Annotated in this window: 13 protein-coding genes; 4 read left to right on the top strand and 9 right to left on the bottom strand. The window is 45.1% G+C overall.

Annotated elements, in window-relative coordinates; translation table 11 throughout:
* Positions 1-296: 296 nt before the first annotated feature.
* Genes J2Z34_RS00570 through J2Z34_RS00560 form a run of 3 tightly spaced genes read left to right on the top strand, consistent with a single transcriptional unit; the run spans position 297 to position 3,020 of the window.
* Positions 297-902 carry an anthranilate synthase component II gene (locus J2Z34_RS00570; RefSeq protein WP_209457892.1) on the top strand — a complete coding sequence of 202 codons (606 nt, stop codon included), beginning with the start codon at positions 297-299 and terminating at the stop codon, positions 900-902.
* Entirely contained in the window at positions 886-2,253 is a 1,368-nt protein-coding gene (pabB, locus tag J2Z34_RS00565; protein WP_209457891.1) for an aminodeoxychorismate synthase component I, read from the top strand. Before J2Z34_RS00570 ends, pabB begins: the two co-directional genes overlap by 17 nt.
* Positions 2,250-3,020 (top strand): aminotransferase class IV, encoded by a 771-nt coding sequence (locus J2Z34_RS00560; RefSeq protein WP_209457890.1) that lies wholly within the window; start codon positions 2,250-2,252, stop codon positions 3,018-3,020. The genes pabB and J2Z34_RS00560 overlap by 4 nt, the downstream gene beginning before the upstream one ends.
* Before the next feature lie 92 nt (positions 3,021-3,112).
* Here the strand turns inward: J2Z34_RS00560 and J2Z34_RS00555 are convergent, their stop codons facing one another.
* The 6 genes from J2Z34_RS00555 to J2Z34_RS00530 form a co-directional block, all read right to left on the bottom strand.
* A complete protein-coding gene (locus J2Z34_RS00555; protein ID WP_209457889.1) occupies positions 3,113-4,399 on the bottom strand; it encodes a DUF4317 domain-containing protein in 1,287 nt (428 codons plus the stop codon).
* Between the two features lie 335 nt (positions 4,400-4,734).
* Complete coding sequence (locus J2Z34_RS00550) at positions 4,735-5,397, bottom strand: aspartate/glutamate racemase family protein (protein WP_209457888.1); 663 nt, start codon at positions 5,395-5,397, stop codon at positions 4,735-4,737.
* A 57-nt stretch (positions 5,398-5,454) separates the two neighbouring features.
* Positions 5,455-6,612 (bottom strand): thiolase family protein, encoded by a 1,158-nt coding sequence (locus tag J2Z34_RS00545; protein WP_209457887.1) that lies wholly within the window; start codon positions 6,610-6,612, stop codon positions 5,455-5,457.
* A 29-nt stretch (positions 6,613-6,641) separates the two neighbouring features.
* Entirely contained in the window at positions 6,642-7,382 is a 741-nt protein-coding gene (fabG, locus tag J2Z34_RS00540; protein ID WP_209457886.1) for a 3-oxoacyl-ACP reductase FabG, read from the bottom strand.
* Positions 7,383-7,442: 60 nt separating this feature from the next.
* Positions 7,443-8,759, bottom strand: a complete 1,317-nt coding sequence (locus J2Z34_RS00535) for an acetyl-CoA hydrolase/transferase family protein (RefSeq protein WP_209457885.1) — start codon at positions 8,757-8,759, stop codon at positions 7,443-7,445.
* 131 nt (positions 8,760-8,890) lie between these two features.
* The gene (locus J2Z34_RS00530; protein ID WP_209457884.1) at positions 8,891-9,748 is read right to left on the bottom strand and encodes a beta-keto acid cleavage family enzyme; all 858 of its coding nucleotides are present in this window, start codon (positions 9,746-9,748) and stop codon (positions 8,891-8,893) included.
* 319 nt (positions 9,749-10,067) lie between these two features.
* Here J2Z34_RS00530 and J2Z34_RS00525 point away from each other — a divergent pair, with 319 nt between their 5' ends.
* Positions 10,068-11,450, top strand: coding sequence for a sigma-54 interaction domain-containing protein (locus tag J2Z34_RS00525; protein ID WP_209457883.1), 1,383 nt, complete (start codon positions 10,068-10,070; stop codon positions 11,448-11,450).
* 140 nt (positions 11,451-11,590) lie between these two features.
* Here J2Z34_RS00525 and J2Z34_RS00520 read toward each other — a convergent pair whose 3' ends face one another.
* The 3 genes from J2Z34_RS00520 to J2Z34_RS00510 are packed head-to-tail and all read right to left on the bottom strand — an operon-like array spanning position 11,591 to position 15,024.
* Positions 11,591-12,901 carry a GntP family permease gene (locus J2Z34_RS00520; protein WP_209457882.1) on the bottom strand — a complete coding sequence of 437 codons (1,311 nt, stop codon included), beginning with the start codon at positions 12,899-12,901 and terminating at the stop codon, positions 11,591-11,593.
* Between the two features lie 54 nt (positions 12,902-12,955).
* A complete protein-coding gene (locus tag J2Z34_RS00515; protein ID WP_209457881.1) occupies positions 12,956-13,978 on the bottom strand; it encodes a ketopantoate reductase family protein in 1,023 nt (340 codons plus the stop codon).
* A gap of 35 nt (positions 13,979-14,013) precedes the next feature.
* Positions 14,014-15,024: a ketopantoate reductase family protein gene (locus tag J2Z34_RS00510; protein WP_209457880.1), complete on the bottom strand. Its 1,011-nt coding sequence runs from the start codon at positions 15,022-15,024 to the stop codon at positions 14,014-14,016.
* Positions 15,025-15,434 lie beyond the last annotated feature (410 nt).

Here is a 15,434-nt window from a genome sequence, read left to right as displayed (position 1 = left end):
CCCCGAAACTTAAAAATGCGATAACTGTTATACTTCCGTAAAGTGGCTGCAATACATCGTAAAAACTGCATGAAATAATCGGACTTAACTGCACTTGATGCTCCTATAAATAGAAACAAGAAAAATAGTTGTTACGGCAGCTTTCACCAGATCAGCTTAGGATTAGTCCATCCAAGCTAATTATATCTTCCTATCGAATAAATAGCATAACAAGCGTTCAATAACCGAAATTATATCTCTAAAATATCCAGAATTATTCCGTTCTAAATATAAAACAAAACCGGGAGTGGTGTTTTTTGATTCTGATGATAGATAACTATGATTCATTCGTCTATAACCTGGTACGGTATCTCGAAGAGCTCGATGCTGATGTATCGGTCTTCAGGAATGACAAACTCAGCATCGAGGATGTTGAAGAGATGAATCCTGAAGCGATTGTTATCTCACCAGGTCCCAAGTCTCCTGAGCAGGCAGGTATATGCCTTGAGATCGTAAGGAGCTTCAGCGGAAGGATTCCAATTCTTGGGATATGCCTGGGTTATCAGTGCATAGCCCATTCATTCGGAGCAAAGATTATCTGGGGAAACGAACCGATGCACGGGAAAATATCCAAGGTAGTACATGACAACAAAGGTATGTTTGCTGGCATCTGGAATCCTGTCGAGGTTACAAGGTACCATTCACTTATAGTGGATGAGGATTCACTTCCAACATGCTTCGAAGTCACTGCCAGAACCATAGATGGGGTAATCATGGGAATCAGGCATAAGGAATTCCTGCTTGAAGGAGTACAGTTTCATCCGGAAGCAGAACTCACTGAATTCGGACATGAGATGCTCAGAAATTTCATCGAAGAAGCAAAAGGCTTCAACAGGAGGCGTCATAATGAGACCATTGATTGAAGAAATAGCTTCAGACCTGGATGCCTTCGACATATATTCAATATTCAGGGATGACAGGACAGTCACCCTTCTTGAGAGCAGCATGAAAGTCGACCCTATTGGAAGATATTCTTTCATTGGGATTAATCCGTTCACTACCTTCAAATATGAAGAAGGCCGCTGCTTCATTGACGGAAACAAGGTTGCCGGAGATCCGTTGGACATGCTTAAGAAACTGCTCAATATCTACAAGGTAGATAACGATACAAGCCTTCCATATGTTGCCGGAGCCATGGGATTCTTTTCCTATGACTTCGGAAGGATACTGGAGAAGATCCCTGCTACAGCAGCAGAAGAGGTAAAGACACCTGACTGCTATTTTTATTTCTATGACAACGTCATTATAACCGACAACCTAGAAAAGAAGACCTATATAGCAGCCTTAGGAATGCTCTCTGAAAAGGAGACCAGTCTCAGGCGCTTGAAAGATGCAATTTCAGGTGGTATCAGGCAGGCTGCTTCGGAGCCAACAGCAAGAAAAGTGGAATTCATCGCGAACCTAAGCAAGGATGAGTATGCAGACAGGGTTGAAAAGGTGAGGTCCTATATAAGATCGGGGGATGTCTACATAACGAATCTGACCCAGAAGTTCCGATGCGAGACAGAAAAGGATCCATACGAGGTTTACAGGTACCTCAGACGTATCAATCCGGCACCATTTTCAGCCTTCATGAATTTTGAAGGCTTCAGCATAGTTTCCTCTTCACCTGAGAGGTTCCTTAAGGTTCAGGACAACAAGGTTGAAACAAGGCCGATTAAAGGTACTAGACCAAGGGGCAGGAATGAGATTGAAGACGCCCTTAACAGGCAGGAGCTTTTAAGCAGTGAGAAGGACAAGTCAGAACTGCTAATGATAGTGGACCTTGAGCGAAATGACCTAAGCCGGGTATGCAAACCGCATACAGTAAAGGTGACAGAGCTTTTCAAGCTTGAGGAGTACAGCACAGTATTTCATCTGGTTTCCACAGTTACAGGTGAACTGAAGAAAGGGTTTTCTGCCGTAGACTGCATAGGGACATGCTTCCCAGGCGGATCAATCACCGGTGCACCCAAGGTCAGGTCAATGGAAGTGATCGAAGAGCTTGAGCCAACACGAAGAAACATATATACAGGTTGCCTTGGCTATTTTGGCTTTGATGGCAATGCTGACTTCAATATAATAATCAGGACCATACTTATGAAGGATAGGATAGCAAACTTTGGAGTCGGCGGCGGTATAACATGGGAGTCTGAAAAGTATGCAGAGTACGATGAGACGCTGGACAAGGCCCGTGCACTAATGAGAGCGCTGGAAGGAGGGGAAACGCTATGATCCTATTGAACGGCAAACCGGAAAATTCTGAGATAATCAATCTTGACAGCGGTTTTTGCTTTGGAAGAGGTCTGTTTGAGACCATGCTTGTAAAGGACCAGCCTCTTTTCCTCCAGCAACATCTGGACAGGATAAACAAAAGTCTAAAAACTATCGGTATTGATAAGTCAATCAGCAAGGTTGAGGTACTGGATGCAGCTCAAAGGCTTCAATGTACAAACAGCGTATTGAAGCTTATGGTTACCGAAAAGAACACCCTATTCACAACAAGAAGCAGCAGATATACCGAAGGGCATTATACGAATGGCTTCAGTGCTGCAATAAGCTCAGTCAGGAGAAACGAGACCTCACCCCTTGTCTATTTGAAATCCCTGAATTACCTGGATAATATATTGGAGCATGAAAAGTTCTTAGGTTCCGGATTCGATGAAGTCTTGTTCCTGAATACCCAGGGGTTCCTTGCTGAAGGCAGCTTTTCGAATATTTTCTTCATAAAAGGGAGCAAAGTATTTTCACCATCCCTAGATTGCGGGCTGCTTGACGGTATCGTAAGGAGATTTGTCATAGACCACTTCACCGTCATTGAGGGAAGGTTCACTGAAGCAGACCTAATGTCAGCAGACAGCGCTTTCCTTACAAACAGCATCATGGGTATCATGAAGCTAAAGTCACTGAACGACACGCTCTATTATGAATCCACTATAATCAGGGAAGTTCAGGATGCATACGAGAGGGAATGCCTCCACCAGGCTAATAGTTTTACTTAATGCACACAGCACTGAATCATCCGAATTATCCTGACTGAAACATGGAGATGCGAAACTGCTTTCAATGGAAGTAAATCTGCATCTCCTTGTTCCTATATCAGGCCAGTCTTTCCGTTTACTGTAGCCTGCTCCTCATCATTAACAGGGATTATAATGCATTTCTGCCCGTCAATCACCCTGGCCTTGATGTATGGTACCTTCTCCGGGTTAACATGAAGCACAATATCAAACTCAGAAATGGCAGCATCCTGGACAGTTTCAGCCTGTCCAACGTCTTCTGACCTTTCCACATCTTCAGTCATCTGCTTCATTTCCTCAAGCTTTCCCTGTAGAGTCTCAACCTGCTTGATTAACCTGCCCTCCTTCTTCCTCTGCTCATTTGCCTTAAGGGCTTTATTATCAATCAGAGTCTCTGCCAAAGGGAATCCATCCTCGAAATACTCCGAGAATGCCTTTTCAAGTTCTTCTGCAATTTCTCCAGAAACTCCGCAATCCTCCAAAAGTTCCTGGATATCCTTGGCAGTCAGGGTAATCGGATCGGCGTCGGTATCTCCATAGTTTGCATCGAACTCCTCAACCATGGCATTGATGTTTTCCTGAAGCTCCAGGTACACCAAATCACCCTTTTCATCATCACCACCGAAGGCATCAACAACCATCGCATGGAAAGAATCCTTTATAATGGCTGTAGTCTGCTTTTCAGGGCATCCAAGCACAGTCTCCATAATCTCCGGATGCGGGTCCTTGGCATTCTTCGTGTAGTAGATAACAGAGTTTACATCCGAGCTTCTGTCTATGAATGCAGGAAACAGGAAGCCATTTGTTGGTACATCCACAACCCAGTCCCTGTGGCGCGCCTTGATCCTGTTTTCAGCATCCGAGTAGCTAAGTCCCGGGTCAGTAAGTGTGACAGGGCAAATCGCACAAAGCACATATTCAAAAGTCTCCTCGGACTCATCGAGCTTGATGTTGTCCTTTGTCCTGGTCATGACATCATACCTGTCATGGTAGATCAGGATGATGAAGTTGCCTGTATACTCATAGTTTTCAATTACCAGTTGGTAGAACTCGTCCAGAATATCATCATCCTTCAGCTGGCTGTTCTTAAGCTGCATCAGCGAAATCTGCCTCTCATTGGAATCAGCCCCTCCAATCGGGAAATTCAGCTCTAGCAGGTTGTTTCCAACAGTCCCGGAAAGCACCTTGTTAGAGATATCCAGGTACTTATGGTACTCAGCCTCCTCAAGATTCAGGAAGTTCTCCCGGAATTTGAGTATGATATTCTTCTCTCCATTGACATAGCAGCCGCAAACCTTGCTGAACGTGCAGTAATCCTTCTTAAGCCTTCTTTTAAGCTCCAATATATCTTTCTTGTTCATACTAACTCCTCAGTTCCAATTTCATTTTTCCGACCAGTAAATTATACCACCAATATTGGATTTGTAATTCCAAAAACAATTCTAATGGCACATTACATTGATGTTAAAATTGTCATCCCTCTGATACATTAGAAATTTTTAGCATTCCACAGCAAGTCTCTAGCATGATTTACCACAAATCTCTTTTATGGTTTGCTAAAGTTGTAAGGTCTGAGACAAGATAGCAAAATGAGCTTATAAAAGAATCCCGAAGCAAGCTTATTTTAATGCTCGTTTCGGGATTCTTTGCAATTCTATGAAGTTTTAAGTTTATTCAAGCTACCCTTCTGTTCTGGTCAGACTTCTCTCTCTTCAATCATATCCATAAGCAGCCTCAAACTGACAGGCGGACTCGTTAGCAATGGAACCTTGAGGTCAGAAAGCAATGGAACGACACGCATATGGGACATCTGTGCCAGGACCACTGCATCACAGGTTTCAGAAAGGCTTCTTGCGCATTCGGAGACAAGCCTATTGTGCTCGTCTTCATTTCCTCCAGCAAGCGCAGAGAATGCGCCTTCGGCTACCCTTATCTCAGCATTGAATTCCATTCCCTTTTCTCTGCACTTCTCAAGTACCGCTGATACGCTTTTTACTGTAGGCTGGAAGGTAATTACCACGCCAATATTGTTGTAGTCCGTCGCTGCCTTTTCAAACATCGCAACATCAGCAGCAACTATGGGTATGTCAGCAAATGACCTTAGGATCTCAATATAAGGGGAAAATATGGTGCATGAGAGAAGTATTCCCTCAACTCCCAGACTCTCCGCCCGATTTATAAGTGAAACCATTCTGGAAAGATTCGCTCCAGAAATCCTGCCCTCTTCCTTTGCAAGCACAGACATCCCCTCATCCATGAGGTGGATCACATCAAGCTCAGGATATAGTGACGCCACTGTATTGTCTACAGGCGCCAGCGAAACTCTGGTAGCGTCGATCACTGCAATTTTCCTCTTCATAATGCCCCCCAGTAATTATGCTGTTACTACATAATGTTCGACAGCCAAAATAGCTAGTTACATGTTCTCAATCGCAATGGACATGCCCTGGCCTCCGCCAATGCAAAGTGTGACAAGGCCTGTTTCCACATTGCGTTTCTTCATTGCATATATGAGCTTTGTTATCAGTACAGACCCTGTAGCTCCAGTAGGATGACCAAGGGCAATTCCTCCGCCATTTACGTTAACTTTGTCAATGTCGAAATCAAGTTCCCGGAGTACCGCAAGGCTCTGTGCAGCAAACGCCTCATTAAGCTCTACAAGTCCGAAGTCAGAAAGCTTCATTCCAGTCTTATCAAGAAGCTTCCTGGTTGCAGGTACGGGTCCGATTCCCATGATGTCCGGGTCACAGCCTGCAGATGCCCAGCCTACAACTTTAGCCATGGGCTTAAGCTGAAGCTCCTTTGCCTTATCACCGCTCATCAGAAGCACCGATGCGCCTGCATCATTTATTGTTGATGAATTTCCGGCAGTCACAGTTCCATCCTTCTTGAAGGTAGCCCTTAGCTTTGCAAGTCCTTCAAGCGTAGTGCCCGGCTTTACACCCTCATCCTTTGATATTGTGACAGTACCTTTCCTGGTGATTACATCCACAGGAATTATCTCATCATCGAAAGCTCCCGATTCCATGGCTTTAGCCGCCTTCATCTGGCTGGAATAAGCGAACCTGTCCTGCTCCTCACGGCTGATATTATACATTTCCACAAGCCGCTCTGCTGTCATTCCCATTCCCTCAAGAAGGTCTGACAAGAGATCATCTATGGTGTCCTTACCCATTCTGAGTCCCTTGCGGGCATTTCTAATTATGTAGGGAATTCTGGTCATGTTTTCCATACCACCAGCAAGCATTATGTCAGCCTCTCCGGCCTTGATCAATGCAGCAGCCAGGGATACGCTCTTTATGCTGGATGCGCAGTTCTTGTTGACTGTGAAAACGGGTACCTCTATTGGAACCCCGGCATCAAGTGCCGCTTCCCTTGCAGGATTGCCCTTGGGGTCAGTCCCGCTGATATTTCCGATTATCACTTCATCGATAATCCTCGGATCAATTCCCGACCTTCTGATTGTTTCCCTTAGGCTCACAGCACCAAGAGTCTTAGCCTGTACATCAGAAAAAGCACCCATGAAGCTTCCTATTGGTGTCCTTGAAGCACTGACAATAACAACTTCCTTCATTGATTTTCCCCCCCCCTGTTAGACGAATGCTACATGTACCAGCCGCCATTGCACCCTATGACCTGACCTGTAATATATGTTGAGTCTTCTGAAGTGAGGAACCTGACAAGGTTGGCTATGTCTTCAGGCTTCCCTACCCTTTTAAGAGGTATGGAGTCAATCATCATTGCCATGACCTTTTCAGGAATCGCATCAGTCATCGGAGTCCTAATTAGTCCTGGTGCAACTGCGTTTACATTAATATTATACACCGCAAGTTCTCTAGCAAGCGTCTTTGTTATTCCTATGACAGCAGCTTTTGTAGCCGAATAGTTCGCCTGACCGATGTTTCCGTTCTGGGCTGCAATGGAAGACAGGTTCACAATTTTACCGCTACCAGCATTCTTCATCATAATCGCAGCAGGCTTCGTGCAGTTGAACACTCCTGTCAGGTTGATATCAAGAACCTGATGCCACTGCTCCGATGTCATCTTCAGGAACGTGCTGTCCCTGGTTATACCGGCATTATTCACAAGAATATCCAGTCTTCCGAAGCATTCATTGATATCCTCGAACATTTCTTCAACCTGGACCGCATCCGCAACATTTGCACCCGATACAAGCACCTTCCTACCCAATGCCCTTATCTCGTCAGCAGTCTCCATAGCCGTCCTTGCATCCATATCATTCACGATAATATCTATTCCTTCAGAAGCAAGCTTCAATGCGATTGCCTTCCCCAAGCCTCTTCCTGAACCAGTAACCAATGCAACCTTTATATCTGAATCCATTTTTTCACCCCTTTGCCAAATAAATCTCCCTGAATATTCATAGTCAGTAAGCTGTCCGAATCACCCTTTAACCAGAAGACCCGACTTAACCGCCTGTTCAATCAGTTCCTCACGAAAGTCAGGATGTGCCAGTTCTATAAGCGCCAGAGCCCGCTTCTGCATCGTCAGGTCCTTTAGGTTAACACACCCGAATTCTGTAACCACATACTGGACTTCGGTCCTTGGAGTGGTTACTGCAGTGCCCGCAGGAGCAGACAGAACTATCCTGCTGGTTTTCCCTAGCTTCCTGCTATCTACCGATGAGGAGAGAGCGATAAAGGATTTCCCGCCTTTTGACATCTGTGCTCCGCGGACAAAATCCAGCTGACCTCCGGTGCCGCTATATTGCGTTGTTCCAAGAGATTCAGAGTAGACCTGTCCTGTCAGGTCAACCATAAGCGCAGTGTTTATTGACATAAAGTCATCGAGCTGGGCTATTGTGTAAGGATTGTTCACGTAGGTATAAGGGGCGAAATGCATGTCATTATTTCTGTCCAGGAAGTCATACAGCTCTGGTGAGCCAAATGTGAAGGATGCTGTCATCTTTCCCGGCAGCAGCCTCTTTTTTCTACCCGTTATAACGCCTTTTTCATAAAGGTACTTCATTGAATCAGTCATGAGCTCAGTATGTACTCCAAGGTCCCTGTGGTTTCCAAGCCCGTATCCGACAGCACCTGCTATCCTGCCTATTCCAAGCTGGATAGTAGCACCGTCAGGTATTTGGCTTATGATATGTGAGGCGATGGCCTTCTCCTCATCATTTGGCTCAGAGTCTCTGACAAATGGCTGTTGATGGCTGGTCTCGATAATGATGTCTACCTCACTTATATGCATGCGGCTTTCCTGGCCATAGACATAAGGAGTCCTGTCGTTTACCTGCAGGACTATGGTTTCACAGGCTTCAATAATACTGCTAAAAAGTGCCGGACCTGTGGCTCCAAAGCTTACATATCCTTCATCATCTGGCTTTGACACATCAAGGAAAGCAATGTTAGGTCTTGCTACTGTCCTGCACCAATGGTCAATCCTGCTCAGATGGATGGAGCAGTATTCAACTACCCCGTTCTCAAAGCCTATTCGTTCCTGCGGTCCCATAAAGAAGGTGGAAAAGCTGAAGTGCCCCTTTGCACTCTTTTCGAAGCACTTCTGAGGAGTTAATATAAGTGCTCCACTGAGCGTTACACCCTTGAGTTCATCCATTCTTTCATAAAGGGCATCTGCTAAGGATTGTGCTATGCTGGACGCTGCGCCTATGAAAACCCGGTCACCGGATCTTACGCATTTCACTGCCTCAGCTGCGGTCTTCAGCTTTTTATGATATTCTTCCTTCCATTCCATGCTTCTCTTGCTCCCATAAACTCAAATTCGAAATACTCTATACAATTCTATAGCTATTATAAAAGTGTCCCAGTGATGAGACACTTTTTTACAATGCTATGCCAGATCACTCACCAATAGAATGTCTGGTCCTATCTCTCCAGTTGCTTCAATCCAAGGATCTCTCTCGCCTCAGATGATGTAGCCACTTCTTTGCCGAACACCTCTACAGCCTTTACCGCTCTCTCTACCAGCATTACATTTGTAGCCTTGACTCCCTTGGAATAGTAGACGTTGTCCTCAAGCCCAACCCTTATGTTTCCGCCAAGCGCCAGTGTAGCATACATTATCGGCATGTGACCTGTCCCTATTCCGAATGCTGACCATACGGAGCCTGCAGGAAGATGGTTGTAGAGATATACGAGATTCTCAACTGTCGCCTTCATTCCGCCTGTTACACCGAGCACCAGCTGATAGTACTGAGGACCTACAAGCGTGCCCTGCTTGAGGTGGTACTCAACATTGCTAAGCATGCCCATGTCGAATATCTCAATCTCCGGCTTAACGTTGTTCTCAAGATATGTCTTTCCAAGCTTGTCCAGGAATTGAGGGTTATTGTCGAAAAGGAAAGCCCCTCCAAAATTCATAGATCCGGCATCGTAGGATCCCAGTTCAATTTCAGGTATTGTTTTGAAATGCTCCATCCTTTCATCTTCATTTGCCCTGTATGTGGTTACTCCCGACGAGGTCGCACATATTACCACATCACAGTCCTCATGAGCCCTGAGAAGCCTTATTGTCTCTGCGAACCTTTCCCTGTCCATTGTCCCATTGCCGTCCTCATCCCTCATATGAAGATGAACGACTGATGCTCCAGCCTTCCAGCATGCATATGCGTCCTCTGCTATATCATGCGGTGTCAGCGGTATTGCCTCATTAAGCTCCTTCTTGGTAACAGCACCAGTAAGCGCTGCAGTTATGACTACCTTGTTCTTGAGTTCAGTTCCCATATTAATCTCCTCTCAGTTATGTATTTTTGCATCAGCTTCATTGCTGTGCATGATTTATCTCAATACCTATAAAGCAATATCCATGCCAAACACCCAATCCCTGCAATTGTAGTGTTCCCAGTGAATTTTTAAGACAACCGACAAAATTATGTATCCCAATCCGACAGTTCAAGACAATAATTGTGGCATATCAAGACAACACTCCTTCAATTAGTGCGCCAACAAAAAACAAATACTGTTAATTTCCTCACAATTGTATATTTGCATGAAAGTAGTGTTATACTTTTAATTGATTTCGTTTTCATGGGAGGTAAAAGGTTTGGATCTATCAAGGGAAAAGATTGAAAACATTATGAAGCATGCTGTTAACTCGATGCCGCTGTCGATAATTACGGACGAGAATGCAAACGTAGTCTTCATCAGCAGGTCCTATAAGGAACTGCTTGGGATTTATGATGATGACTATATCGGCAAACCTATACTTGAGATAATTCCAAATTCGAAACTCCCATATGTCCTGAAAACTGGTAAAGAGATAATAGGTGATGTTTTTGTACTGAGAAATGGCGACCTTACCTTTTGCAACAGGATACTCATTCGGGATGACAAAGGTGAAGTTCTGGGTGCACTTTCTAACTTCACATTTGGCATGGAACAAGTTGATGAGATGAGCAAAACCATCGAAAAGCTGAGGAATGAAAACCTTGTTTATAAAAGTAAAATAAAGAAGCTGAGGAAAGAGATCTACTCAATTGATTCAATAGCCAGCAACTCAATTTCAATGCAGAAGCTAAAATCAGTTGTGGAAAAGATTGCTGACTCTCCGGTTTCAGTCCTTATTACCGGAGAAACCGGAACAGGCAAGGAAGTATTCGCGAATGCAATCCATATGCTGAGCAATCGCTATGAGAACAAGTTCGTCAAGATAAACTGTGCTGCCATACCCAAGGACCTTCTTGAATCAGAGCTGTTCGGCTATGAGGATGGTGCATTTTCTGGAGCTGTGAAGGGTGGGAAGATAGGCAAGTTCGAGAATGCAAACAACGGTACCATACTCCTTGATGAGATCGGTGAGATGTCCCTGGAGCTCCAGTCAAAGCTGCTGCGGGTCCTTCAGGAACGTGAGATAGAGAGGGTAGGCGGACTAAAGACAATCAAGATAGACGTAAGGGTCATCAGCTCCACAAACCAGAACATCGAGGAGCTTGTACGAACAGGAAAGTTCAGGGAAGACCTTTACTACAGGATCAATGTAGTTGAGCTGAGCATTCCTCCCCTTAGGGAGCGCTATGAGGATATCCCTGCACTATGCGAGCTCTTCATAGACAAGATCAACCGGACCCATGGATTAGGTATCTCAAGTATTGACAGCTCTGCATTGAAGCTTTTCAGGAACTACAGCTGGCCGGGCAACATCCGTGAACTGGAACATGTCATCGAAAGGGCATCTGTGATGAAAAGGATCGGAATTCTCGAGGTTGATGACTTCGAATTCCTGATGAAGAAGATATTCAAGAACGGAGAGAATCCAGCAGCTCCTGAAGTCCCTAAGACACTGGATGATTTCAAGGATGTGGCAGAGAAAGAACTGATAATAAAAGCACTCCTTACATCGAAGGGCAACAAGACAAAGGCAGCAGAAGCACTTGGGATAAACAGAAGCGTACTTTATGACAAGATGAAGAAGCATGGCATAGACTGATGCCGGGCTTCGGGCAAAACATCAAAATCTCTTAGTATATCCTGGTCCTATCAGCATATCCTGATAAGCATAATGAGATAAGTATATAAAAAAGATTCTGATCGGCGTTAAGCCTTTCAGAATCTTTCAATTTACCCTAGTTAAAGTCCCATTGCAATGACAGCAGTTGTAAGTATGACAAAGGTTATAAGTGGCACGATTACCGATACGACTCCAACGAACCTGTAGCCTTCCTTATGTGTAAGACCAAGCCAGCTGAACATGATGAAGAGTCCGCTGGAATGTGGAAGTGAGTCAAGGCTTCCTGCCGCAATCGAGATAAGCCTGTGAAGTATCGGAAGATTTGCGCCTGACGCCTTGAACTGTTCAGCAAAGGTCTGGAGAGTTATTGTAACTCCGCCTGATGATGATCCTGTTACGCCGGATATTATTGCTGTAGCAAGGGTTCCAGTCCAGTAAGGGTTCATCTGGAAGCTGTTGATCCAGGCAACCACGTCGATGAATGCTGGAGATTTCTGCACGAGTGTTCCAAATGCGACGACCGCACAAGGACCTGCAATGGCGCCTATGGCACCGCCAAGACCTGTGTTTATCGTAGTCTTCTTGTCCTTTATCCTGTTCCAGAAGAAAGCAAGTGCTACTGCTGATGCTGTAAGCATTGCAAGTACTATAAGCGCTGTGGCGGTAGGTATAACTCCCTTGAGCCCTATTATCATTCCAACAACTATAACCAGCGGAATGAATGACATTGTTGCCGATGGAAGAGTTGTCCTGTCCACTTCATACATTGTGTGGTCAGTTCCAGGAATATAGGAGAAATGCTCTCCCAGCTTTCTGAGCCTTCCTTCTTCCCACTTGAGATATACAAGGATCATTACAGACATCATAATAGTCGCAACTATTCCAAGTGTCGGAGCAGCAGTGATTGATGTTCCAAGGAATCTTGTAGGTATGACGTTTGTGAGCGCAGGAGTACCTGGCATTGCTGTCATACTGACTGTTGCCGATCCTGCAACAAATGCTCCGATTGCGAGTCTCCTCGGTATGTCAGCCTCCTTGAAGAGTACCATGATTATAGGTGTTACAGCGAATATGGCTACGAATAGGCTTATTCCGCCATAGGTAAGGACTACGGTAATCAGATATACAATGAGGACTGCCCTCTTTGATCCGAACCAGTCAACGAACTTGTAGCCTATGGCTATGGCTGCGCCTGATTCTTCCATGAGCTTTGCATAAAGTGAGGATGCTGCAAAAATGAAGAAATAGTTCTTGAAGAAGTTCAGGTAGCCGGTCATGTAGAATTCCGAAAATGACTCCCATATGCCCATGCCGTTTGTAAGAATGACAACCATACCTGCTACTATAGTAAGCGGCAGTGCTCCTACTCCCTTGTAGGCGAGCACCGCAAGAATCAAGATTGCTATCAAAAGTCCGATTATTCCTAACACTGTATCCCTCTTTCCTTTTTATTATTATGAGCCAAATCAATTGAAATCGCCAGATTAAAGCTTAGGTACCGTGAATCTCTCAAGGTTCTTCATTGTCGGGAATGGTATTTCACCCGCTTCAAACTCCTTGACTATCTTAACGATCAGGTCATTGAATGGTGTATCAAGTCCGAACTTGTCGCCATTTTGTGAAACTATCCCGTTGATGTAGTCAATCTCGCAGGGTCTTCCCTTTTCCATATCCTGCATCATGCTGGCCTTCTGAGGTCTGTGGACCGAATATACATCTCTCAGGAATTCCACCGCATGGTCTCTTCCGGATTCGTCATCAAACTTCAGTTCATTGAAGTCCTTTCCAGGTATTATAACTTCAAGGCCTATTCCCTTAAGGTCAGCTACCCTGATAAGCTCATCAGCAACATGAGCTGCACATCTGACTGCCTTCTCATCGTCGATTATCTCTCCGAAGGTACAACCAAGAGCTGCTGACATTCCACTTAATGCGCTGTTCATCAGAAGCTTTGACCACCTGATACCCAGCAGGTTAGTATTGATCTCCACGTCTCCCGCCAATTTCAGGAACGCTTCAACCCTTTTAAGCTTCTCAGTGATTGCGCCATCAAGGCTGCCGATCTCAATCCTCATGTGTTCAGGCTTTGTGTAGAGCTGTGATACTCCAGGTGCTATCCATCCGCCGCCCCAGCCAACTGTTCCACCAACTGTCCTGTCGCTTCCGACTATCTCCGCTACCGCCTCCTCAGGTATTCCGTTCTGTAATGTGCAAACTACGCTGTTCTCATCTATAAATGGCAAAAGGTTTCTTAGCGCTACCGCATTAGCAGTCTGCTTAAGAAGCACTATGACCACATCATAAATGCCGTCCATCTGATCTGGTGTGATTGCCTTTACGGGTATATTCTTCAGGTCAAGATAGCCTGTTACAGTTGCACCCTTCTCGTTAAGTGCGTCCACATGCTCCTTGTATGAATCAACCAGCACCACATCTCCGCCATTCTTCGATACAACCGCTCCCATTATTGTTCCAAGGGAGCCTGCTCCCAAAATTGCTGTCCTCATTTTTTCCTCCTAAGGTTATTTCACTTATCTTCCGACTAGACCTCGAAGAGATCCAGATTTGAGAACTCATACTTCAGTTCTCCGTTTTCAATCTTCTTTACTATTTCAACCACCTTATCATTCATGGGGGTAGGGACATTGAATTTTCTACCAGTCTCGCAGACTACTCCATTTATGGCATCGATCTCGCACTTCCTGCCCTTCTGAAGGTCCTGCAGCATGCTTGCCACCAGCTCAAGGTGAGGTCTCCAGAAGAACCTGTATGCCTTCTCCGCCTCAAGCCTGCTCGGTTCATCCCAGTAATCCAGCCTCTGGTCAAAGTCAAATCCATGGGATGGCTCCATCCTGATTCCTGCTGCCCTGCTTACATCGATGCATTCTTTCCCTACTACCTGAATCACCCTGAAGCTCTTGTCATTTTCCATGACATCCCCGAATTTACATCCAAGCGCTGTTGATACTCCGCTGAACGTAGCGTTCATAAGCAGCTTTCCCCATCTCAGACCCATGAGGTTCGTCGAGATCTCAACCGGACACATGCACTCAAGTATTTCCTTGATCTCGTATACCTCAGGAGTTATTTCCCCGTTTACGGTTCCAAGTGTAAAGAACATGTCCTGGACTTCTGTAGTGAGCCTTGATACTCCGGGCTCAACCCACGTTGCTCCCCAGCCTACAGGTGCACCCATAGTCCTGTTTTCACCGAAAGCTTCAGCTACCGCTATTTCCGGAAGTCCGTTCTGCAGAGTGCAGATAATCGTCTTTTCCCCCACATGCGGCTTCAGCTGTGCAAACGCCGCTTCATTGTACGTCTGCTTGGTCATGTAGAATACCAGGTCGTAGATTCCTTCCATCTCGTCCGGTGTCATTGCATTAACCGGAACAAGCATCTCCTTTTGCCCTATCACCCTTGCGCCATTCTTCTTCAGCGCATCCACATGCTCCCTGTTGACATCTATCAGGTCGATTTTTCTTCCCGATTGTGCTATGTGGGCTCCAAGTATTGTTCCCAGCGATCCGACTCCCATAATTGCTAATCTTTCCATTTTTCCCTCCTTGTTTTTTGAAGTAAACAATTACATTGACGATTCCTATTTAGCAATATCCATGCCAATAAAAAAAAGACCTGAAATCAGGCCATTTGACAGATTCATCAATATGTTTCGTCGCAAAAAGCAACGATTTGCCATTTATTGCGTCAACTTATCCGACACCGAACAGGTTCGGCCTGACATGCTGATTTGCCTGACCTTCCTTTTCCTCGGCCGCCAATCACCTCCTCAATTCCATCAAAAGCGGCTGAAAAACGCTGGATAATCCCCAGCCTTACTGAAGTTATCCACATAAGATTACACGAAAGCTCACATCAGGTGATATTCTGTTGGTTAAGCTTCATGGTTCTGTTAGAATGAAGCTGTATAATGAAATCAGATATAAATTTGATGAGGTGTTTTAT

The sequence above is a fragment of the Youngiibacter multivorans genome (assembly GCF_017873395.1).
In the GTDB taxonomy this organism is placed as follows: Bacteria; Bacillota; Clostridia; order Clostridiales; family Clostridiaceae; genus Youngiibacter; species Youngiibacter multivorans.
The sequence above is the reverse complement of the archived record's forward strand: the minus strand, read 5'-3'. Positions and strand labels throughout refer to the sequence as shown.